Genomic DNA, 22,505 nt, shown 5'->3' with positions numbered 1-22,505 from the left:
TTTTAAAATATTATAAGAAAATTTTCAGCTATATCAATGGTTATCTGAGATAACCAATGTAGAAGGTATATAAGACAACCAGTCACTTTTCGATTCCACCAGTCTTTTCCAGCTATCAAGCCCAATTAAGATCAGATCGAAATCTTTCAGCCACTCACTATCCATTTTTTTATCCTGACTTATACTAATATGATTTGGGGCCGTTTGCTCTATTGCACGTATCCGCTCTTTTATTACCGCGTTTGACTGTATAATATTAGTGGCATCCAATATGATTAACTGTGCTCCGGCATTATAAATTAACTTCTGAACATAATCTATAATAAAAGCATCGGCCTCGTCACATAGTGGTACTAAAACACGGCTCACAGCGTTTAGCTCCTTATTGATCAATATTCCAACGGGTATTTGTGACTTGGAAATGATCGATCGTGTATGCTCATCAAAAGGAGAAACATCAAAAACATTTTCCTTACCTGTAACAGTACTGATAAGCTTTTCTGGATTGATAATTCGCGTAGTGTAGCCAAGTAATCTGCCCAAAAACTTCCTTCATAAATAGACTCTTTTAAGCTTATCAAAAGCAGGTCATAATTTTCTTTGTTGGCTATTGTTACTACTTCATTATCTACATCTGTAGAGGTTTTAAACAGCGTGGTTATTTTTCTTTCTATAATTATAGACTCTTCAATAACCGGTTTAAAAATTTCTTTTTCATATTCATCGATGTCATAATAATGAAGCTCGCTTACTGGAGCAATCAACATTGCCGTTAATGAAGCATTGCCATTTAGCTTGCTGCTAAAAGAATGCGCTATTTTTAAAAGGCTTTTACCAGTATCGGACTTATCAAAAGAAAAAAGTATTTTATACTTGCTTAGCTCCTTCAACGCAAAGGCCGTTCGTTTAGTGGACATTGAATTAAATGCCCAATTAATAACGCTTAAAGCCGGGCTGGTCATGAAGGTGGTGATTAACGCCATCAAAACCATCATCGAAAAGATCTCCGGTGTTAAAACGCCAATATCGTAACCAATATTAAGAACAACTAGTTCCATAAGTCCGCGAGTATTCATAAGTGCGCCTATTGAAAGACTGTCTTTCCAATTCTGCCCAACAAATTTTGCAGCCAATGCGCTACCCAAAAACTTTCCTGCCACAGCAATTAATATAACAATACCAGTAAGTTTCCATAGTTCAGGATCCGTTAATAGGCCAATCTGTGTTCTAAGCCCGGTAAATACAAAAAATAATGGCAACAGGATGATGAGGGCTACATCTTCGATCTTTTCAATAAACAGGTTTCTGAACCTGAGGTTATCGGGCATGATCGCGCCTGCCATAAATGCTCCAAACAATGCATGTATTCCTATCACTTCACTGGCATACGCCGAGGCTATTAAGGTAAGAAAAAAAATCGCAACAATTGGTTTTGTCAGAATTTCCCTGGAATTATGAACATTACCCACGCGTGCCAGAAAAGGACGCACCAACTTTATCATCACAATAACGTAAATGATTGCCAAACCAATAGTGTACAAAGAACTTACAAATGAACCTGCTTTTGCAATGGCAATAACAGCCCCTAATAAGCACCACGCCGTAATATCATCCGCTGCCGCACAAGTAATAACAAGAGCACCTAATTTTGTTTTTGTCATTCCACGCTCCTGCACAATGCGGGCTAGCACCGGAAAAGCAGTTATGCTCATTGCAATGCCCATAAACAACCCAAACGATAGAAACTGCACACCTTCGGGAGCAAATGTTTCATAGATAAAATAGGCCAATCCTATTCCCATACTAAATGGAACAATAATACTTGCATGGCTGATCACAATTGCATCGTGTGTTTGGTTTTTGAGTACTTTAAGATCCAACTCCATTCCAACTATAAACATAAATAAGATCAAACCGATCTGGCTCAGGAACTGAAGATTACCCAATGACTGCGCGGGAAAAACAACTTCGGAAAAACCGGGGAAATACATTCCCAATAATGAGGGGCCCAATACAATACCGGCGATCATCTCTCCGACTACTGTTGGCTGGCCGATCTTTGTACAGATCCATCCAAATAGTTTTGCAGCAAGTATAATAATAATAATCTGTGCCAGCAATAGTGCCAAAGGATGATGAAGATTATACAGAAATGAAGCCTTAAAATCATCCCACTGATCGTGAATGGAAGGATAAATAATAGTTCTTTTTCTTCCAGCTTTCGGCCCTGCATTATAATAAAATAAATAAGCAGGGAAAAACCTCCAACAGTAAGTATATAAAATATTGTGTTCTTTCTTTTGTTCATTTGAGCTTTCAGTTAAACGATCCTAGCGTTTAAAACACGAATTTGGCATCTCAAACTGTATCTAAAAAGCATTTGAAAAATAAAATGTAAAAAATGTAATAAAGCAGGTAAATTTTGTAACGAGATCAAACAGACACTTTTTGGATAAAGTTTTTCGATAGGTGTCGCTCAATATCAGCTTAAGAGATTCTTTAGAGGGTGAAACAATAGTTGTGGTTATTTCATTTAAGGAAAACACCTGCACAACTTTTAAATTGATCATTTCTTTTTTATTGATCCTGACAAAACGATCTGTTGGTAATAACTCTTGTAATCGTTCGAAAGAAATATTTTTCAATACGATCTGATTATTATCAAACGTTAAAACCGACTTGTCCCTGCTGTCAATATCAGAAGTTTTGATATAGCAAACCTGATCAAAATAAACCAAAGCTTTTCCCTGATCAGTATTAAGTTGAATAAACTGCTGTCCGCTGCTGCCACGCTCAAGTCGCTCCCTCACTTTACTTACTGCTTGTAACAAGCGTTCTTTTTTAACTGGCTTCCTTACATAATCGACGGCATCTATGTCAAATGCTTCTGCAGCATATTCCTTGTAAGCAGTAGTAAAAATCACAGGCTTTCCTTTCAGCAACGCTGCAACTTGCAAGCCATTCATAGCAGGCATTTCTATATCAAGAATGCAAAAGTCAAATTCAATTGAGCTGAATTCTTCAATAAAAAATTGAGGATCATTAAATGCCCGTACAACGTCAAGGCCCGGGATCTGTTCGCATAACATTTTTAGATACGCCAGCCCCGGCAGTTCATCATCTAGCAGCAAGCATTTGAGCTTTGTGTTCAAGAAGATTTATTTTTAAATGAGCAATGTGCACGTCACCTTCAACAGATTTCTCAAGCTTAAAATGATCTTTGTAAATGATCCTAAGTCTTTGTTCCAGTGTCATCAAGCCAATACCACTCCTTTCTTTGATAAGTGGTTTTCGGGATGAAATTTTATTACAAACTGTAAGATAAAAGTGATCTCCATAAAACTCAAAAATTATTGAAATGAAGGCGTCTTGGCTTTGCAAGTCTGCATGTTTAAAAGCGTTCTCGATAAGATCGATCGAAATCAAAGGAGCTAATAAATGTTGCTTATAAAGCGGTTCTTCTTCATTTATTTTCGTTTTTACTTTCAATTGAAAAAGAGGACTAATTTTTATTTTATTGATCTCAATAAGGCTTTTCGCAAATTCTACTTCTTCTTTTGGTGTAACGAATTTTTTTCGGCTCTCATATAAAATGTAATCTAGTACATGACCTAGCTTATCCAATGCAAAATAAGTTTGATATGCGTGCGATTGTATGGAATTTAGAATGTTTTTAAATAAATGTGGATTCAATTTTGATTCCAATGTTTCCAACTGGAGCGCATCAAATCGTCCTTCTATTTGCTGAAGCCGATCGTGAATTTCATTTCGCCGTATTGTTGCGTTTTTTGATTTAATGGCAAAAAATATAACCAGGCCAATTAAGAGCAAAACAATCCCTGATAATAATAACAGGAGATTCGGGGGCATATTTACTAGCATAAATATTTTCAACTATACCAAAGATACTTGTTTTGCTAAATACCTTTTGTTACTAAAATGCGAGACTCTTTTCACGCTAAATAAAATAATTTATACTCTGAGGAAATGACTTGCAGAGTTTTATAGATATTTATGATATTTTAAGGCACGAAAATTGTTGCAAAAATCATTTATACCCAATAATTGTTCTTTTAGCAATTATCAGTAAAAAAATACCTCCTGTAGAAACAGGAGGTTCTAAGCCCTCCCCAGCAAGTTTGCTGGGGTTTTTGTGTTAAACCCTCTAACACAGTCTTTAAATATTTTTCGTGCTCAATACCTCTGAAATCTTTTATTGCATAAACCATTTTAAGTAAATAGCAGTTTTTGAGCGTTTTTAAAACTCAACATAAAGTACTAAAAAATTAGGAGACTTTAAGTATGGAGCGTTAATTTTTGTATGTTAAATATTAATAATAAAACATCGTGCCACATTTTATCGAATTTGTTAATATAAAACAAAAGCCCTGCGTGTAACGCAGGGCAGGTAAGCTCCTTAGCTATAAATTTTTACTACAGAAGAAAAAATACAATTCCCTTTTTTAAATAATTGAATACCAAATGGAAGACGCCACGGAAGGATTCGAACCTTCGTAATAGGTTTTGCAGACCATAGCCTCACCACTCGGCCACGTGGCTTTATAAATCTTTTAACCTAATACTGTGTAATCACAGTTTGCCCCACCTCCCTTCTCTGTTCTCTTGGCCTGTAAATATTTGCAGCTATACGTTCTACTAAAATCTTAGGCACCCATCTCGTTAAGTATGCATTTAGTTTATTCGAGAACCCTGGAATAATTTCTGCTTTACTTTTAAACATTCCTTTGACAGCTACTTTGGCAACCGTCTGCGGACTCATATTGAAGCGTTCTGCAGTTTTCAAAGTATAGGCTGCCATTCCCGCACGGGTTACAAATGCAGTATCTGTAGCGCCTGGTACCAAGCAACTGACAGATACAGATGAAGCCTTCAGTTCGTATCGAAGGCTACGGGTAAAGGACATAACAAATGCCTTTGATGCTGCGTAAACGGACAGATAAGGCACCGATTGGTAACAGGTCGTACTTCCAACATTCAACAAGTAAGATTGAGAAAAACGATTGAGGATAGGAATAAATGCATGCGCCAGCCTTAATTGAGCTTTAATGTTCACATCTACAATATTTAGCTGTTCTTCGATATTGAGCTGTGCAAAAGGTGCATTAAGTCCATAACCTGCATTGTTGATAACAATGTTTAAGTAGTTATGATACCATTGCGTTCTCGAAAATATATTAGCAACAGCATCCTGTGCACTTAAATCCTGAACAATAGTTACAATATCTACGTAGTATTTATCGCGAATGTATTGCGCGGTTTCCAGCAACTGCCTTTCGTCAATGTCTATTAAAATCAAACCCCTTTTCTGTTGGGCCAACTCTATTGCTATGGCGCGTCCAATTCCTTTTGCAGCACCTGTTATTAATGCGTATGACATGTCAACTTGCTATTTTCTTTTTAAATAATGTTTTTAAATACATGAGAAGTGTATTATATAGATGGTGTTAACTCAGGTGTAAAATCCGGAACAGTGTTTCTTTTTTGCCTATTGAATGCTAATCTCGCCAGTTTGTGGTAAAAAGGTGTATCACTCAATTCATGCTTGGGCTCGTAAGCGCCTGTTATCACTGGTATATACATAACCCTTCTCCTGCTTTGTTCACCAATATAAGAGGATTGTTGTACACGATGCCATAAGCGCCCATCATGTACTGTCAAATCTCCAGCCTCTATATCCAGGCCCACTTCTTTATCATCAGGTTTGTGATCGATAAAATATTTTTTCTTAAAAAATAATGTCAACAATCCTTTATTGTGCGTACCTGGCAATACTCTTAAACCTCCATTACTTTGAGGGCAATCGTCCAAATGAAGGCCTACATTAAGCATGGGTTTAATTCTTGATCCCAGAAACAGATCTCTTGGGCTATCTGTATGCCAACCTAATTTTGTAAAGCCACTATCATCTGTATTTAAATAGTGGTTAACAACAAGAAGACATCTTTCTCGGTCTCGCCAATCCTTCCATCAAAAGGAAGTAAAAGCTTTACTAGTTGCTGAATACGATCACTCTTTAAAAAGTCGCGGAGTATAGAACTATATTGCGAAGCAAATGCGATGCGTTGAATCAGAGGTGTACCATTAACATCCGTACCAAATTTTAATGGTATGCCATTTACAAACGAAGCTCCTTTGTTCAGTAAAAAATTTTCAACAGATTTTGTTTCATACAGAAGTTGTCTTACTGTATGGGAAGAAACAAACTGTTTGAAGTGTAATATACCATGTGTGTTAAGATGATCTGTATGCATTGAGGTGATCTCATCATAGAAATGAAACTGCTGTGTAGCGTTGCTCATAACGGAAAAATATTAAAGGTTAAAATAATAAAGAGGGAAACTAAAGATGAAGTGGCTTTGAGAAAGCAGGATGTTAGCAACAACAACACATACATACATAAAAATGTATGGCTTGGACAGAATTTGTATATGTTGAAATTGTTTTCAAAACCAATGATATTTGATAACGCGAAAATAAGGTGAAAACATTAGTCCACAAAATAAGTAGACTATTATTTTTTAAAAAATTCTTTGCCTTCTCTTTATTGTTAAAATAATATTATAGTAGCTTGATTAAGATTCTCACACTCCAAACAATTACGAGTAAACCAACAAGTATGAATGCTGTTTTTCTGGGTAGTCTGCCAGCGAGTTTAGCTGCTATAGGTGCTGCAGCCAGGCCACCAATTATAAGACCCAATATAGTTTGCCAATGACTAACGCCTAATAGTATAAAAAAGGTAAAGGCACTCGACAGCGTTACAAAAAACTCGGTAAGGCTTACGGAACCTATTACATATTTAGGGCTGCGGCCTTTAGTGATCAACGTAGTAGTAACAATGGGCCCCCATCCTCCTCCTCCAAAAGAATCAAAAAAACCACCAGCACCGGCAAGGGTACGGTAATATTTGAATTTCTTTTTTGCAATTTGCTTTTGAAAAGCATTGTATATAATCTTCAAGCCAAGGAATAATGTGTAAAAAGCTAATATAGGACGCACAAGGTCGCTATATTTTTCTCCAAGGTAAACCAATAAGATTGCGCCGGCAATAGCGCCAATTATACCCGGAATCAGCAAGGTTTTAAAAAGTTTTTTATTTACATTTCCAAACTTATAATGGCTATACCCCGATGCACCGCTTGCAAACATTTCGGCCGTATGTATGCTACCACTGATAGCTGCAGGGTTTACGCCAGCAGATAATAAAATGGTAGCGCTTGTAACACCGTAACCCATACCCAAAGCCCCATCAACTAATTGCGCTACAAAACCGGCGGCTAGCATTATAAGAAATGATTGGCCTAATGAATTGTATAAGGTTACTGCTTGTTCTTTAATAGCATCAAAAGGCCAATAAGAAAAGATTAAATGACCGATAAGCATAAAGCCAAAAGCAGCTAGTGCATAAGTAGCAATCCTTTTGTTCGATACGCCACGGCCGCTTCCCTGATCTTCTTCCAAATATTTTTTAGTGTGGCTTCGTGATTCGCCTTGCTCAAGGTGAATGTTGGTTAATCCCAGGTCACGTGCGTGTTGAACCATTTTTTTACGAATGCTGATTGACTCGAAGCAACCAACAACACATCGGCATTTTGTAGGTCATCATTTTGATATAATCTTTCTTGCAGACTAATATTAGGTTGTGACGAGGCCCAATGCTTTACATCCGCTGATATTGATTGGGCAACCACTGTTATGTTAGTTTGCGGCGCGGTTTTTAAAATATCCTTCAGACGTTTTAGTACCCCTTCCTCTCCTACAATCAATACCTTCAATTTGTTAATGTTCAATAATAAGTCAGAAGAACCCTCTTCTCGACTTTCTTTTACAACATCATTCATAATCACTTTATTAAATCTTTTCTCTTTTTAAGATTAAATGCCTTCGCACTTTTCTAAAATTCTTTAAACCATTTACTCACCTCCAACATTACACTAATCAAGTATAAAAAAACATTAGTCTATCATTTTAGTGGACAAATATATTACTTTTACTGTTTCTAATGGTCAAAATATCTTTTAGTTCCAGAAGAATCTATTTTGTTAGCAGGAATTAGTAATCATTTTGACAATCCTTATAGTATAGAAAATGTCTCTGATTAGTCCACTAAATAAAATATCGACATCATGCATTTGAATTTTATTGCCCTTGCAGTTCCCTTGTTTTTATTTTTTATAGCCTGGGAGTATTTATATTCTAAAAAAAGTGGGAAGAATTTTTTTCAGTATGCCGAATCCGTGGCTAATATAAATGTTGGCATTGCGGAGCGACTGCTTGACCTGTTTACGACAGGATTATTCTTTTATTTTTTTCATACATACACGAACATTTTGCTTTGTTCCACATAAAGGCTACAGTATTTACGTGGATGCTCCTTTTCGTGGCAACAGACCTTGTCTGGTATTGGTATCATCGCTTCGCTCACGAGATCAACGTTTTTTGGGCAGTTCATGTTGTACATCATCAAAGCGAAGAATTACACTGTGTCAGCGCGAATCACGGTATTTCAGGCCGTCGTGCGAAGCTTGTTTTGGGCTGTATTACCACTGCTTGGCTTTCCGCCACTTATGATATCCGCCTTATTAATGGTTCATGGCCTTTATCCATTTTTCATTCACACGCAGGCATTAGGCAAATGGGGTTGGTTCGAAAAAATCCTCGTAACACCCACTCATCACGGTATTCACCATGCATCTAATCCACAATACCTTGATAAAAATTATGGCGATGTGTTAATCGTCTGGGACAAGTTATTTGGCACGTTTGCGAAAGAAGACAGCAATGTGAAAATCGCTTATGGACTTACCAAGCCACTCGACAGTCATAGCTTTCTCTGGCAGCATTTTCATTTTATTCTGGAAATAGCAATGAATTTCATTTATGCTAAAAGTTTTAAACAAAAATGGCGCGTCCTATTTGGAAAACCTGATGAACTGGACCCCAGGTATCGAGCTGTGTTGGAGCGTAAATTTTTAAAATTCAGAAAAGAAAAATCGCCACCTACAAAAGCAATACGTTATTATGTTAGCATACAGTCTGCGATATCAATATTTACTCTTTTTGCAGTTCTACTATTTGAACAATACTTTTCAATAAATTCACTGGTCCTATTTAGCTGCTTTATAATAATAAGCCTGGTTAATTGCGGTGCCATTTTAGACCAAAGACGTTGGATATCATATCTCGAAATAGCCAGAGGTTGTCTTTTGTTTTTTTTACTGTACTATTTTTACCCCTCCTCCTATACCGCAACCTGGTTCATTTCAAGTATCATAATAGCAATCATATACTACAGCGACATTAAGCGATTTTACACACGCCTGTTGTATAGCAAATAATGTATGCTTAGGAGATAAGTTTAAAATATATGGTAGCTTCTATCATGTCTGGTGTTGATTCAGCAACAGCATCTTCGAATTTAATATCCTGTATAGTAAGGTTTGGATGAGCGACAAGGCATTTTTCTACGGCGGTTTTTAAAGAAGCAAATATGGGGAGGTCAATCATTTTCTGATCTTTTTCATATCAGCTATACTTTTCCTGAGATATCCTTTGTTGAGATGTATTGAAATGGTATCTAACATTTGTTGAAATATTTAGGAGCTTTAAATGGCAGCAGTAGCAAAAATTGTTAGCAGATGCACATTTCAAAATTAAGACTAATAGGCTTTTTTCAATTCATCATTTCACACCTTTAAAAATTGCCTATACTATAAAAAATATCTGACGTCTTTTCTAGCATTTCTTTTGGTAAATCAAATACAAATATGCAACTTTGTTGCGATTTTGAAAATAAAGGAAACATATAGCTCCATCGGCTTTAAAAGATCAATGGCATTAATATGCTTATTGCTGTTATCCTTCTCATTCTATATTCAGGCTTTTCATCATCATCATAAAACCAACCATTCAGTTACTGAAACTGGTATTAAAAAGTTTGTAAGCAACGAAAGCAGTTGCTCTATATGCGATCATATAGTTAATAGAAATATTGGAGGAACACCAGAAATTTCCGTTATTGAAATCGCTTCGCTACCTTATCAAATTTTCACATACAACAGCTATTACATAACGATAGTTGATGACCTGTGTCTACAGGCTTCCACAAGCAGAGGCCCGCCTTCACTTGCTTAAAAAATATAACAAGCGCTCTCCTCTCTTTTTTATATAACAGCTAATAGTAATTAGTTAAGTATTCGTGTAATACCACGTTCCTTATTTACATATGAAGTTTATTCTTATGCTCTGCTGCATGCTTGCGTGCAGTTGGGCCAGCGCACAATTACATCAGGTTATTGTGACGGTTTCAGATGATTATAATATACCAGTGAGTGGTGCAATTGTGACATTGCAAAATAGCAAAACCGCGGTGAGCGACTCAAACGGACGATACATTTTTAAAAATGTCAATGCAGGCGATTATAAAATTATAGTATCGCTTGCCGGATACAAAACAGTTACGAGGACAGCGTCTGTTAAAGATCATGATGTGTCGCTTATCGTTAGGCTGCATCCGGAAAGTCATACGTTACAAGAGGTTAAAGTGCAAAGCAATTCAATTGCAAAAAGAAAAAAGAAGAATCCCTTAACCTTGAAGTTGTTAAGCGTGGATTTATACAGCAACACCTGGGCGGTAGCCTGATGCAAAGTTTGCAAAGATTACCGGGTGTAAAAACGATCGGTATCGGATCGGGACAATCTAAACCGCTGATAAGAGGTTTGGGGTTTAACCGCGTAATAGTATTGGATAAAGGAATAAAGCATGAAGGTCAGCAGTGGGGTGCTGATCACGGTCTTGAAATAGATCAGTTTTCGGTAGACGAAGTAGAAATTCTTAAAGGCCCCGCTTCATTTGTTTTTGGTTCAGATGCTATTGGCGGTGCCATCAACATTAAACGGCCGCCTCCACCTGCTCCACATAGTTTTGGAGGTGATATAAACCTGATTGGGAAAACCAATAATGCGCTGCTCGGCACTTCTGTCAATCTTTTTAAAAGAACTAACAAATGGTTTGCAACTGGCAGGTTTACATTGCAGGATTATGGAGACTATAAAGTTCCAACTGACAGACTTTATGTATATGATTTTGCAGTAGACCTTCACCAAAATTATTTACGCAATACAGCAGGCCGCGAAACCGGATTACACTTTAGCACAGGATATTTAGGTGATACATTCAGATCAACTTTTTATGTAAGCAACACCTATTCCAAAAGCGGTTTTTTCGCTAATGCACATGGCCTGGAACCACGCAGAGTAGATGCTGCTTTACATGATCGCAGTAGCAGAGATATACAAACACCATTTCAAAAAGTAAATCATTTTAAAGTAATTAATCATACCGAAATCCGGTTGGCTAATCATCAGTTAGAAATAGAAAGCGGATTTCAAAACAACTTCAGGCAGGAGTATAATAATTATGTGAATCATGGCTACATGCCAGCCATTTATCCCGATTCTTTGAATATTCCGAAAAACCTGGAACGTGAATTTGATAAAAATGTCTATTCTCTTAATGCAAAAGATGCATTCCAACTAGGCAACCATGAATTGCAGTTAGGCATGAATGCTGAAATTCAAAATAATAATATAAATGGTTGGAGTTTCCTGGTTCCGGCTTTCGATCAAAAAAGTTTAGGCGCATATGTATATGATAAATTGTGGATCAGTGACAGGTTGCTGTTACACGGTGCTGTACGTTACGACCATATTGATTTGAACTTGTATCGCTATGAAGATTGGTTTCAGTCTCCATCATCAGAAAATGGAGCACCAAGTTACCTGGTACGTGCTGATAACATGAATAGAAGTTTTAACAGCCTGACTGGTTCTGTAGGACTTAATTATAATATATCGCAATGGGAACTTAAGGCGAACATAGGAAAAAGTTTTAGAGCGCCGATTGCCAAAGAGCTTAGCGCCAATGGTGTCAATTACCACTATTTCAGTTATGAAAAAGGCAATCCCAATTTAAGTCCCGAAGAATCCTATCAGGCAGATCTGGGCGTCGTTTTCTCCTCAACAAAATTACGCGCAGAAGCAAGTCCATTCTTCAACTATTTCCCAAACTATATATACTTAAATCCTACATCCGATCATGACTATTTCTATGGAGCAGGCAACCAGGTTTTTGAATATTCGCAGGCGCGCGTAATCAGGTACGGAGGCGAATTGCAAGTAAAATATCAGCCATGGGAAAACCTAAGTGCCGAAATGCTGGGTGAATACATCTACGCAAAACAGTTGTCAGGCGACAAGACTGGGTATACTCTACCTTTTTCTCCACCAGCTTCAGCGCTATTCAATATTACTTACAAACCTATACATACCGGTGTGTTACATCATACCTATTTATCAGTTGACTATAGAATTACAGCAACTCAAAATAATATCGTACCCCCAGAAAAGAAAACAGAAGGCTATTCTCTCGTGAATGTGCAGGCTGGCACCAGCTTTCCATTTCAAAATAATAATATACAGTTGAGCCTACAAGTGCAAAACCTGTTTGATACAAAATATCTCAACCACACAAGTTTTTATCGACTTATAGGCTTACCAGAGCAAGGTAGAAATCTGGTACTATCATTAAAAATCCCTTTCCATTTTTCAAAATCCCATATAACGGAAAACTAAATTTTAAACACAAATAACAATAAAAAAATATGACAATGAAACGAAAACAATGGATTAAAAATTGGCTAGTCGCAAGCGTGGCGCTTGCAGCAATAGCCTCTTGTTCAAAAAAAGACAGCAGTATTGTAGATACAGAATATCCATCAATTGATGTAAGTGCAAGTAATTCCTTTCCCAAACAATGTAGTGAAATACAGCGTGGACAAAAGTTTATCGCAATGATCCATGTCAGCGATAACAAGGAGTTGGGTTCTTTAAACGTTGACATTCACCACAATTTCGACCATCATTCACATAGCACAGAAGTAAACGACTGTAGTCTTAATCCAGTGCAAACACCAGTTAATCCTTTAGTACTTATAAAATCTATATCTGTACCAGCGGGACAAACAAAATATGTTGCGCAGCAAGAAATAGAAATTCCTGCAGACATTGACCCCGGTGATTATCATTTCCTGATTCGTATAACAGATAAAGAAGGTTGGCAAACCATCAAGGGGTTAAGTATAAAAATTAAATAACTGATCACATGAAATATCTACGCTATCAGAAAACTTCATTTTAAAAGAAACATTTTAAAAATCGACTATCATGAAAACAAAAAACGTTTTACGCAAACTAAGTATCGCCTTATTGCTAATTGTTGGTATAACCGCTTGTAATAAAGAAGATGTAGTAGCAAAGCCCACTATTACTGATTTAGAAGTGGGAGCCGATAATAATAAAAAAGCTTATCCCGGTACTGATATACATATTGAAGGTGACATTGTAGCACCCGGAACCATCGCAAGTATTAAAGTAGAAATACACCCCGAAAGTGGTACCGGCTGGACATTTGACAAAATTTATACCGATAAATATGCAGGTACTAAAAACGCCGAATTTCATGAGCATATTGATATACCTACAGATGCCGCCGTAGGCGAGTATCATGTTCATATCGCTGTGACAGATAAAAACGGAAACGTTGCTGAAGTAGAATCCGACTTAGATATCATAGTAGATCCCACCATTCCTTCCATCACTAATTACGAAGTTGTATACGAAAGCGCGAAAAACGAATTACATGTAGAAGGAACTATTACAGCATCTAATAAAATAGCAGAGCTAACCCTGGAAATTCATGGAGGCAATTTTGAAAAAGAATACGCCATAACTGGCAGCTATGTTGGCAACACCACATTCAATCTTCACCAACACTTCTCACTCACTGATGTACCTGCAGGGCATTACCATGTACATCTGTTGGTAAAAGACCAGGCAGGAAAAGAAAGAGAATTTGAAGAACATTTTGATAAATAAATGGGATTATAATTAAACCTTGTTTAGACTTTTAAATAAACCACATAGGATCATAGCTTTTACTTTATTTAAGGATATATAGCATCCGCCGATGGCGGAACATAGCTTCTGGCAAATAAAACTTATATGTGTCTTTGTTTCCTGTTAGCATAAAGCCTATATCTCTATGTGGTAAAAAATAAGCTTAAACAACCACACAATCAAAAAACAAGAAAACCAATCATGACAACAAGAAAAATTTTAAAGAAAGCCAGCATGGCTGTATTTATGTTATCACTTATAACAGCATGTAACAAAAACGATGATATGATTGCTCCGCCTAAAGAAGAAGACCAAAGCATAGAGCATAGATTTGTGAGATTGCTGGTAAGCGATGAAACCAGCACCACGATTACCTTTTTGCAACCCTTTGATGCGAAAACAACTTCTTTTAATGCTAAATATCCGCTGGCTAATTTATATCCTACTGCTTCTGGTCGTTATGCTGCAGTATTGTATGGCACTAACAATCTTGTGGAGGTTTTCGATAACGGATTACTTTCGCATGACGATCATATAGATATTGCTGGCGAACCCAAGTGGGCATCTATCACTGCAACCGGATTGAAACCAACTCATTTTAAAAGCAAAGGCCGCGAGACACTCATCTTCAACGATGGTGACGGCACACTTAGTGTGGGTAATGATGCGGACTTCAACACACCCGGTGCTAAATTCAAAATCGTAAATGCAGGTCTTGTTCCACATCATGGCGCTATGGCTCAATTCACTAATGGGAATTATGCTGTAACATGGTCGTCGGCTGCAGGCAAGTCTCCTACAAGGGTAAAGATCATCAATAAAAATGGTAGTGAGATCCATGCATCTACTAAAGAAGTTGGCAACATTCATGGCAATGCAAGTGATGGTCAATATGCAGTTTTTGGCGCTTACACTGATGCATCAAATACTGCAGGCGGAGCATTGGTGGTTGCTCAGGACGGTACACAAACATTTGTCAATAACCCTGATGGATTTGGAGCTGCACGTCTTGGTACGATTCTGTATGCAGAAACGGCAAAAAAATTTATAGGATACAGTGCCGCGAAGGGTGCTTATCTTATTGATATTGCCGGAAATAAAATGACGGGATTGTACACTGGTGCTGATGCCATCCAATGTAAGGTTGATTATGCTGGTAAAAACCTTTTGATTTTAACTGCCGATGGCAAAATCCGAATATATGATTTGGCGATGGGTACATTAAAGAAAGAAGGAAATGCAATTGGCTCCATTAATACTAACGATACTTATAAACCTGTGTTGGAAGCTACAGAACGGTTTGCCTACATTGCTTTGCCTGCAAGTGGTGAAGTGCATCAGATAAGTCTTCAGGATTTTGGCAAAGTTATAAAGCATAAGGTTTCTGCGAAACCAGTAAGATTAGCATTATTTGGTTTTGAAAATAGTGAAGCGCATTAGTATATCTCGATTTTAAAAAAATTGGTATGCTAAATTATCCAAATCAGAACATCACATGAGGTAATCAATAGCGTTGATGTATCCGGCGGTTTCATAATGCCCGCCGGATTTTTTTGTTCATGACATCAAAAGGGAGCGAATAGTATTTTTTTTTTTACAAGTATGAAAAAAATAAGGACTACCCGCAATTTGGTTCAAACGACAATAAGAAGGATATGCTTGGCGCTTTTTGCGAAATTCCTTTAATACTTTGCGGTAAAAATTAACCGCAAAGATCGTAAAGTGAAGCGCAAAGACAATAAAACCCAATAACGGACAGTCATTAAAACAGTATCGTATTAGTTGCTTTCTACAATTTTTATTTCTTCTTCGGTTAAATCGTAAAGTTGGTAAACGAGCTGGTCGATTTGGGATTCGAGGGCGGTGGTGTCAATTTCTTTATTTTTTGATTTCAGCGAATTGATTTCAGCGACTTTATCTTCTATATTAGGTGAAATGATTTTTGTTGGCAAAGGAAGTTGTTCTATGTATTTAGGTTTAATGTTGTAGTCCACAAAACAATTTGAGAAATACCAATTCATAAATCGTGAGTTTAGTATTCCCAAAAGCACGTTTAAAGAATTTTCATGTTTAGAAATAACAAAGGAAAAATTATTCAAAGGATAATATTCACCATGAAAGTCGAGTGCACAAACTAATCTAACTGGCATGCTCAATTTTCTAATATATTGAATTAGTATTTTTGGCTGTTCATAATTAATATTGCTCAAACCTGCCAAATCATTACAAACATTCAAATAATCGCCTTGCCAATCAATTGTATACTTCTTAATATTCTTTGCTGATGAAGCACACTTTCTCCAATTTTCCGTTCCAGTGATTTCCTTTGAAAGGAATCTGTCATTATCACCGGTTTTTATTCCATAAACAACTTTAAATGAATTTTTAACAGTGTTTAATTGTGAAATTCTTTTTAATAGATTTTCTTTTGCTTCGTTTGTTGAAAGACTAAAAATAAAGTCATTTTTTTCTTCGAATTTAGTTTGCTCAATATTATTTAATTTAAATCCCTCAAAATTAAATAGGTCGTAAACTTTTTTAGTTTCATTGGATTTATACAACTTAATTATGTTTTCTCTAATTACAGTTTTTTGCAAAACGTATATTGCAGGCACAATGTCTGGGGCATCAGCAAAAACTTGTTTCTCTAATTCTAAAAGAGAAATTATACGATTGCCTAAGAACGATTTCTTTCTAATTTGCGCAAACTTATCAAGATAGTATATTGTATTTGTAGTTATAAATGAAAACACACCGTCCTTTTTTAATAAATCAGTTAATGCAAGTTCGATAAAAAACGTATAGATTTCTACTTCTCCGCTTGTTGCCGTAAACATATTTTTCAAATATGCTTTTTCACTATCAATTAGCTTTACTCCATACGGCGGGTTCCCAATCACCACATCAAAGCCCACAAAATCGCCATCATCGTTCAGCACTTCCGGAAATTCAAAGCGCCATTCAAATGCGTTTTCAAAAATCTTGTTGGCCTTGATGGCTTCAATTTCGGTTTCCAGTTTTTGGGTGTCTTCTGTTAGTTTTGCTACTTTTTTATTCCAATCTTCTTTTTCTTTTTTGCTTATTTCAAAAAGGTTTTGGGTAGTGGTTAGTTGCAGCAGCTCGCCTCTTGCTTTTTGCAGCTTCTTTACTTTGGGGTCGTTTAAAGATATTTCACTTCTAAAGTCTGATTTAATACCGGCAATCAGGCGTTCCATTTCTCTTTTCTGTTCCTTGCTTACGGCATTGCGGTAGGTGTCAACGGCTATGCGGTAGCTGTCAATAGAATATTTACTTTTTTAAGCGCCTGTTTCAGGTCGGCATCCAATGCAAAGCGGCTTACCAGGCTGTTGCCACATTTAATGTTAATGTCAATATTGGGTAGTGTTTCCAGCTCGGTGGCGTTTTTATAATAGGCATTTTTCAATAGCTCAATCCATAAGCGCAGCCGGCAAATTTTTACCGAATTGGCGTTAATGTCCACACCAAAAAGGCAGTTTTCAATAATGGTTTGCTTTTCATTAAAAAGTGTTTCCTGTATGCGCTGGCTTTCTTTGTTGTGTGGGTTATATTCAAACAGTTCGCCTTCTTCATCGGTTACGGCCAGCTCGTCATTTACTACTTCTATGTCATAACGGTGCAATGAGCGGCCTTCTTTATCCTCCAGTATTTTCAAATCATTTTTTACGGCAATCATTTCATTAAGCGCCGATACCAAAAAATGCCCGGAGCCTACTGCTGGGTCGCAAATCTTAATACTGTTTACAATGTCGTTGGCTTGTTTCCGTGATATTTTGTGGGGAATAAGCCCGTAAATGTCATCAATTGTTTTTATTTCCCCTTCGGGGATTAAGAGGCTTTCGTTAAACTTCTGCACCACGGCTTTGCGAATGGTTTCGCGGCACATGTACATAGTAATAAAACCCGGTGTAAAAAACGAGCCGTCTTTATAACCATTTATTTTTTCAAATATCAAACCCAGTACCGATGCATTGATGAGTGTTTTATTATCTTCCTGTATATCTTCGGCACCTTCACTACTAAAATCGTAAGCGTTTAAAAAAGCAAACAGATATTCGAGCGTAGCTAATGGCCCGGTGCGTTTTTTTCCCTGTTGATCTTTTAAAACAGTTTGCGAAAACACAGGAATTACAGCATCGTTGCTAAGGTTGCTGATGAACAAAGTAGTTTGCTCCAAGTCGGTAGGTTCAAATAAAGAACTATTTAAATAAGGAACCTTTTCAAAAATGGCTTTTATTGCTTCGTTACGTTCATCATATCGTCGCGCCAGTACCTGAAAAAATAATCGGTCAAGATCGTCGTAGCTTTTTACTTTATCTGTATTCAAAAAAGCGTACGATTTGTTGCCTTTATGATAATTAATTAACTGTGCTTCCAGCAATTTTAAAAACAAGATTCTGTTAATCCAGGTAATGGCAAGCTCCAGTCCTACACTAAAAAGCCTTTCTGCTGTTGTGTTTCCAAATTGTGAAGGTTTCTCAAGCCGGCCTAATTTATCTCTGCTATCTAAATGAATAATGGCATCTTCTAAAATAGTTCCACTATATCGCTCTTCGGGTTTGTTGCGCCCAATCAGCTTCTTGCTTCCTTCTTTGGTTTCTGTTAATCCAATAATATGTAACAGCTCGCTGTAAAAGCGCTTGTCGAGGCTGTTGCTGTCATTGGCAAAAGGTAGCTTTAGCAAATGCTCTGGAGACAAAAGTTTGAATAAAGCAATCAATAGATTGTCGTCGGCCTTGTCTGCATTTTTAAGTGGCTTCTGATAATCCTGCAGATTAAAATAGGTAAATGTTATTTCTGCTGTAATAGTAGCAATAAAAGGCTCGGCAATTTGTTTATAGAAAAAATCTGTTTTAGTATCAGCCAAACGACCTTGTTCAAAATCTTCAAACTGCTGCACCAGCGTTTTATTTTGTGCAAAAAGTCTGTCAAAAATAGTGGCGTCAAAAATGAACCATTCGTTAATGTTAGTAACAATTAGATGCTTTATCTCCAGGTTTTTATGAATTATTCTTTCTCTTAGATAATACAGCACTAACTCCTGAAAAGCTTTGCTGTTCAGCTTTTCGGTTGTTAGCATTTCAGTTTTGTTGGTGGGCTTTTTGGCTTCAATAATTACGCCTACCGGTGTTTTAGCCGCATTGCCATTATGAATAACGAGGTCGTTGCGCCCTTTTGTATTTACAAAATGATTGGGATCGTAATATGTTTTTTAAGAAAATCAATGACAAGGATTTTATGAAACTCTTCGCTTTCGGCATCATTGATCCTGTTGAGTAAAGTAATAAGGTTCGCCTTAAAAACTTCAATTTCGGATCTGTTGGGTTTTACTTTTAAAAAGGCCTTGTTAAGCGCTTTCCTTGGCTTCAATTCTTTTAAAATCATTGGCAAACCTGTATTTTCTTTTTCAGTTAGAAGAATGTTTAGCTTTAGCCCTTCGTAATATCTCTTCCCAAAGGTTACGACCGGCGGATTTTTTTGCTATTAAAAGCAATCAGTAACTAAACCCAATTAGTATCGCACCCTTCTGACCATTTCGTTTTTCCGCAACTTGCGCAATTCACTATATCACCCTTTGGCATTGGCGCGGTATAACCACAACAAACGCAGGCGTACAAACCGTCAGCGGGAAAACGTTCAGTATAAAATTCTTTTATTTTATTTGGCAAAATATGCAGCCCTGGCTTTACAAGCTCTTTAGGATTTTTAAATACGCTTACATCTCCATTCACTTCGAGAATAGCCAGTCTTACCTGGCCCAAATGCTCAATACCAGCCAAGCGCAACTCCATAAAAAATTCATCAAAAGAAATATTCTCATTCTTAACCATATCTTCAGTATAGCGCCCATCTTCTATAATGATCACGGGCTCGCCTTCTACCAGTCTCTCAAATTTATCAGACTTTAATAAAAGATAGGTTACGAGCTTGTAAAAACCGATAATGCTAACAATGGTAAGTACAGCCGGCAGAACACCCACATCTTTGTAAAAGCCCATATCGCCAGCGGCAGAGCCAAGTGTTAAAATGATAACCAGTTCAAAAACCGTCAATTGCCGAACGCCTTTTTTACCGGTAAAACGTAGCGCAATCAATACAACTATGAAAGAAATAAAACAACGCAACACTACTTCAAATAAAAACTCCCATTTCTCTGTGCCAAAAAAGAATTCCTGCGCATCAATAATCGGGGGTATTATATTCAAAGCCATTGTTATTATTTAGTACTACTACTTTCCTGCTTTTACCCAGCCGTCTTTTAATGTAGCAGTACGATTAAAAATCAACCTGTCTTTTGAACTTTCCTTATCCAGTACAAAATACCCTTTACGCAAAAATTGAAAACGCTCATCTAACGAAGCCTGTGCCAAAGAAGGTTCTGCAAGCGCAGCAGGAACAATAGTTAGAGAGTCAGCATTTATATATGATTGAAAATTGCCTTCTTCGTTTGCCGGATCTTCAACTGTAAATAAACGATCGTATTCATTGATCTGTATAGAGATATGGTCATTGGCATTTACCCAATGCAGAGTGCCTTTTACATTAATACCCGATGTATCAGCGCCGCTTTTGCTTTCTGGAAAATAAGTGCAGTTCAGTTGTGTTACATTTCCTGCTTCGTCTTTTATCACTTCATCGCATTGAATAATATAAGCATTCTTCAGTCTAACTTTTTGTCCAGGCGCAAGCCTGAAATATTTTTTGGGTGGGTTCTCCATGAAATCATCTTTCTCAATAAACAATTCATTACTGAAAGAAATTTCATGCTTACCTGAATTACTATCTTCCGGATTATTTTCAGCAATTAGCGTTTCGCCTTCTTTATCATAATTTGTGATGACAACTTTAACCGGATCAAATACCACCATTCTCCTTGCTGCAATTTTATTAAGATGTTCTCGCGCACAAAATTCTAACAAACCAACATCTACCATATTGTCTCGTTTACCAACTCCTATCCGATCACAAAAATCACGGATGCTTTCGGGTGTATAACCACGGCGTCGATAACCGGCAATAGTAGGCATACGAGGATCATCCCAGCCGGTCACGTATTTTTCATTGACCAATTGTAATAGTTTCCTTTTGCTGGTAACTGTATGGCTCAGGTTGCGTCTGGCAAATTCATATTGCTTTGAAGGGAAAATCTCCAGTTTATCAATTAGCCAATTATATACTTCACGGTGTGGCACAAACTCCATTGTGCAAATAGAGTGCGTAATATTCTCAATTGAATCACTTTGTCCATGCGCAAAATCATACATCGGATAAATACACCAGGCATCGCCTGTGCGATGGTGATGCGCTTTTTTGATCCTGTAAAGTAAAGGGTCGCGCATTAGCATATTGGGCGATTCCATATCAATTTTAGCACGCAACACTTTTTCACCATCTCTATATTTCCCAGCCTTCATATCTGCAAACAATTGCAGGTTTTCTTCCACAGATCTTTCTGCATATTGATTACGATGCCCTACTTGCGTGGGCGTTCCTTTTGCGCAGCAATTTCTTCGCTCGAACTATCATCTATATAAGCCAATCCTTTTTGATAAGCTTTACAGCATATTCATAAAGATTTTCAAAATAATCAGATGCATATAATTCATTCGACCATTCAAACCCCAGCCACTTAATATCTTCCTTAATGCTGTCCACATATTCTGTATCTTCTGTAACCGGATTGGTATCATCAAATCTCAAATTAGTGCCGCCACCATATTTTTGCGAAAGTCCAAAATTTAGGCAAATGCTACTTGCATGCCCAATATGTAAATAGCCATTCGGTTCAGGTGGAAACCGCGTCATTATTGACTTGTATTTCCGCTCCGAAAGATCATTTTCTACTATTTCTTCTAAAAAATTGAGGCTTTTTTCTTCCTCCACGTGCTTTTCTGCGCTCATAATTATTTTCTTGAGTAACGGCAAATTTAAATGATTATGCCCGAATATCATTCCAGTTATAACAGCGAAGCTTAGCTTTGCGAAATGGTACTTTTCAAACCCCTACATAACTTACTTCTGGTCATTTCAGCTTTGTTCTTTGGAGCGGCCTTCCTTACATTAAAGAAAACATTGCAAATTCTGGCTTTAGATTCCATCATCGTTGTGCCTTTTAGTCAAATTTTTCTAATTGGAGCTGTATATCTTTCTGTATTGTGGCTTTTATACACCTTCACTAGCCGATTATTATTTGCCAGAAAACTTTACTAAATTCATATCATTACAACAGTAATGCTAATGATATTGATTGTAACTGCTGCGTTGTGGGGCAATCAGCTTATTGCTATGTATACAGGCAATAGTTCAGAACAGGCCAGTCTGGCTTCGGAAGTTGGTCAATTAATTGTGGGCACAGTAATAACATTAACAATCATTCAATTACTTTATCCTTTAAATTTGATAATCGGATTATTTAAAAATAAAAAAAGTTAGGCAATGTCATTACTTAATCAAAACAATAAAAAAGGAAAAAAGATAAAAAGAAAGCTGATGCTAAGCAGGGAGGCAAT

At 37.0% G+C, this 22,505-nt stretch carries 22 protein-coding genes, 1 tRNA gene and 3 pseudogenes; 9 read left to right on the top strand and 17 right to left on the bottom strand.

What is annotated here, in order from left to right:
* Nucleotides 1–33: 33 nt before the first annotated feature.
* The 10 genes and pseudogenes from MKP09_RS24445 to MKP09_RS24400 form a co-directional block, all read right to left on the bottom strand.
* Nucleotides 34–369 (bottom strand): hypothetical protein, encoded by a 336-nt coding sequence (locus MKP09_RS24445; RefSeq protein ID WP_240833257.1) that lies wholly within the window; start codon nt 367–369, stop codon nt 34–36.
* A gap of 20 nt (nt 370–389) precedes the next feature.
* Nucleotides 390–2,120, bottom strand: a complete 1,731-nt coding sequence (locus tag MKP09_RS24440) for a cation:proton antiporter (protein WP_240833255.1) — start codon at nt 2,118–2,120, stop codon at nt 390–392.
* A gap of 249 nt (nt 2,121–2,369) precedes the next feature.
* Complete coding sequence (locus MKP09_RS24435) at nt 2,370–3,152, bottom strand: LytR/AlgR family response regulator transcription factor (RefSeq protein ID WP_240833253.1); 783 nt, start codon at nt 3,150–3,152, stop codon at nt 2,370–2,372.
* Entirely contained in the window at nt 3,118–3,894 is a 777-nt protein-coding gene (locus MKP09_RS24430; protein WP_240833251.1) for a sensor histidine kinase, read from the bottom strand. The genes MKP09_RS24435 and MKP09_RS24430 overlap by 35 nt, the downstream gene beginning before the upstream one ends.
* Before the next feature lie 595 nt (nt 3,895–4,489).
* Nucleotides 4,490–4,560, bottom strand: a tRNA-Cys gene (locus tag MKP09_RS24425).
* A 16-nt stretch (nt 4,561–4,576) separates the two neighbouring features.
* Nucleotides 4,577–5,398, bottom strand: a complete 822-nt coding sequence (locus tag MKP09_RS24420; RefSeq protein ID WP_240833249.1) for an SDR family NAD(P)-dependent oxidoreductase — start codon at nt 5,396–5,398, stop codon at nt 4,577–4,579.
* 53 nt (nt 5,399–5,451) lie between these two features.
* Nucleotides 5,452–5,895 (bottom strand): annotated as a pseudogene (locus tag MKP09_RS24415) (phytanoyl-CoA dioxygenase family protein); the annotation flags it as partial.
* 38 nt (nt 5,896–5,933) lie between these two features.
* Entirely contained in the window at nt 5,934–6,320 is a 387-nt protein-coding gene (locus MKP09_RS24410) for a hypothetical protein (RefSeq protein ID WP_240833247.1), read from the bottom strand.
* Nucleotides 6,321–6,579: 259 nt separating this feature from the next.
* Nucleotides 6,580–7,563 (bottom strand): sulfite exporter TauE/SafE family protein, encoded by a 984-nt coding sequence (locus MKP09_RS24405; RefSeq protein WP_240833246.1) that lies wholly within the window; start codon nt 7,561–7,563, stop codon nt 6,580–6,582.
* Entirely contained in the window at nt 7,533–7,862 is a 330-nt protein-coding gene (locus MKP09_RS24400; RefSeq protein WP_240833245.1) for an NAD(P)-dependent oxidoreductase, read from the bottom strand. Before MKP09_RS24400 ends, MKP09_RS24405 begins: the two co-directional genes overlap by 31 nt.
* A gap of 527 nt (nt 7,863–8,389) precedes the next feature.
* Between MKP09_RS24400 and MKP09_RS28800 the strand changes: the two are divergent.
* Together MKP09_RS28800 and MKP09_RS28795 are read left to right on the top strand one after the other, a co-directional pair.
* Nucleotides 8,390–8,723 (top strand): annotated as a pseudogene (locus tag MKP09_RS28800) (sterol desaturase family protein); the annotation flags it as partial.
* 165 nt (nt 8,724–8,888) lie between these two features.
* Nucleotides 8,889–9,359, top strand: a complete 471-nt coding sequence (locus MKP09_RS28795; protein WP_449587083.1) for a hypothetical protein — start codon at nt 8,889–8,891, stop codon at nt 9,357–9,359.
* A 7-nt stretch (nt 9,360–9,366) separates the two neighbouring features.
* Here MKP09_RS28795 and MKP09_RS24385 read toward each other — a convergent pair whose 3' ends face one another.
* Nucleotides 9,367–9,528, bottom strand: coding sequence for a hypothetical protein (locus MKP09_RS24385; protein ID WP_240833243.1), 162 nt, complete (start codon nt 9,526–9,528; stop codon nt 9,367–9,369).
* 324 nt (nt 9,529–9,852) lie between these two features.
* Between MKP09_RS24385 and MKP09_RS24380 the strand changes: the two genes are divergently transcribed.
* The 6 genes from MKP09_RS24380 (at nt 9,853) to MKP09_RS24355 (ending at nt 15,417) form a co-directional block, all read left to right on the top strand.
* Entirely contained in the window at nt 9,853–10,155 is a 303-nt protein-coding gene (locus MKP09_RS24380) for a hypothetical protein (protein WP_240833242.1), read from the top strand.
* 91 nt (nt 10,156–10,246) lie between these two features.
* The gene (locus MKP09_RS24375; RefSeq protein WP_240833241.1) at nt 10,247–10,663 is read left to right on the top strand and encodes a carboxypeptidase regulatory-like domain-containing protein; all 417 of its coding nucleotides are present in this window, start codon (nt 10,247–10,249) and stop codon (nt 10,661–10,663) included.
* A complete protein-coding gene (locus MKP09_RS24370; protein WP_317235489.1) occupies nt 10,636–12,654 on the top strand; it encodes a TonB-dependent receptor in 2,019 nt (672 codons plus the stop codon). Before MKP09_RS24375 ends, MKP09_RS24370 begins: the two co-directional genes overlap by 28 nt.
* Nucleotides 12,655–12,689: 35 nt before the next feature.
* Complete coding sequence (locus MKP09_RS24365) at nt 12,690–13,175, top strand: DUF4625 domain-containing protein (protein WP_240833239.1); 486 nt, start codon at nt 12,690–12,692, stop codon at nt 13,173–13,175.
* A gap of 70 nt (nt 13,176–13,245) precedes the next feature.
* Nucleotides 13,246–13,956 (top strand): DUF4625 domain-containing protein, encoded by a 711-nt coding sequence (locus tag MKP09_RS24360; protein WP_240833238.1) that lies wholly within the window; start codon nt 13,246–13,248, stop codon nt 13,954–13,956.
* A 222-nt stretch (nt 13,957–14,178) separates the two neighbouring features.
* Entirely contained in the window at nt 14,179–15,417 is a 1,239-nt protein-coding gene (locus tag MKP09_RS24355) for a hypothetical protein (protein WP_240833237.1), read from the top strand.
* Between the two features lie 338 nt (nt 15,418–15,755).
* Here the strand turns inward: MKP09_RS24355 and MKP09_RS24350 are convergent, their stop codons facing one another.
* The 6 genes and pseudogenes from MKP09_RS24350 to MKP09_RS27100 all read right to left on the bottom strand — a co-directional run bounded on the left by MKP09_RS24350 (nt 15,756) and on the right by MKP09_RS27100 (nt 21,897).
* On the bottom strand, nt 15,756–17,192 hold the full coding sequence (locus MKP09_RS24350) for an Eco57I restriction-modification methylase domain-containing protein (RefSeq protein WP_240833236.1): 1,437 nt from the start codon (nt 17,190–17,192) through the stop codon (nt 15,756–15,758).
* A gap of 47 nt (nt 17,193–17,239) precedes the next feature.
* Nucleotides 17,240–17,881, bottom strand: a complete 642-nt coding sequence (locus tag MKP09_RS28790) for a DNA methyltransferase (protein ID WP_449587082.1) — start codon at nt 17,879–17,881, stop codon at nt 17,240–17,242.
* A gap of 99 nt (nt 17,882–17,980) precedes the next feature.
* Nucleotides 17,981–19,380, bottom strand: a pseudogene (locus MKP09_RS28785) (DUF7149 domain-containing protein); the annotation flags it as partial.
* Nucleotides 19,381–19,496: 116 nt separating this feature from the next.
* Nucleotides 19,497–20,207, bottom strand: a complete 711-nt coding sequence (locus tag MKP09_RS24335; protein WP_240833233.1) for a DUF421 domain-containing protein — start codon at nt 20,205–20,207, stop codon at nt 19,497–19,499.
* A gap of 18 nt (nt 20,208–20,225) precedes the next feature.
* Entirely contained in the window at nt 20,226–21,440 is a 1,215-nt protein-coding gene (glnS, locus tag MKP09_RS24330; protein WP_317235430.1) for a glutamine--tRNA ligase, read from the bottom strand.
* 82 nt (nt 21,441–21,522) lie between these two features.
* On the bottom strand, nt 21,523–21,897 hold the full coding sequence (locus MKP09_RS27100; RefSeq protein ID WP_262915608.1) for a glutamate--tRNA ligase family protein: 375 nt from the start codon (nt 21,895–21,897) through the stop codon (nt 21,523–21,525).
* Nucleotides 21,898–22,233: 336 nt separating this feature from the next.
* On the opposite strand from MKP09_RS27100, the gene MKP09_RS24325 reads away from it, so the two are divergent.
* Entirely contained in the window at nt 22,234–22,428 is a 195-nt protein-coding gene (locus tag MKP09_RS24325) for a hypothetical protein (protein ID WP_240833232.1), read from the top strand.
* The last annotated feature ends 77 nt before the right edge of the window (nt 22,429–22,505 follow it).

It is taken from the genome of Paraniabella ginsengisoli (genome assembly GCF_022513635.1).
GTDB lineage: Bacteria > Bacteroidota > Bacteroidia > Chitinophagales > Chitinophagaceae > Niabella > Niabella ginsengisoli.
The sequence above is the reverse complement of the archived record's forward strand: the minus strand, read 5'-3'. Positions and strand labels throughout refer to the sequence as shown.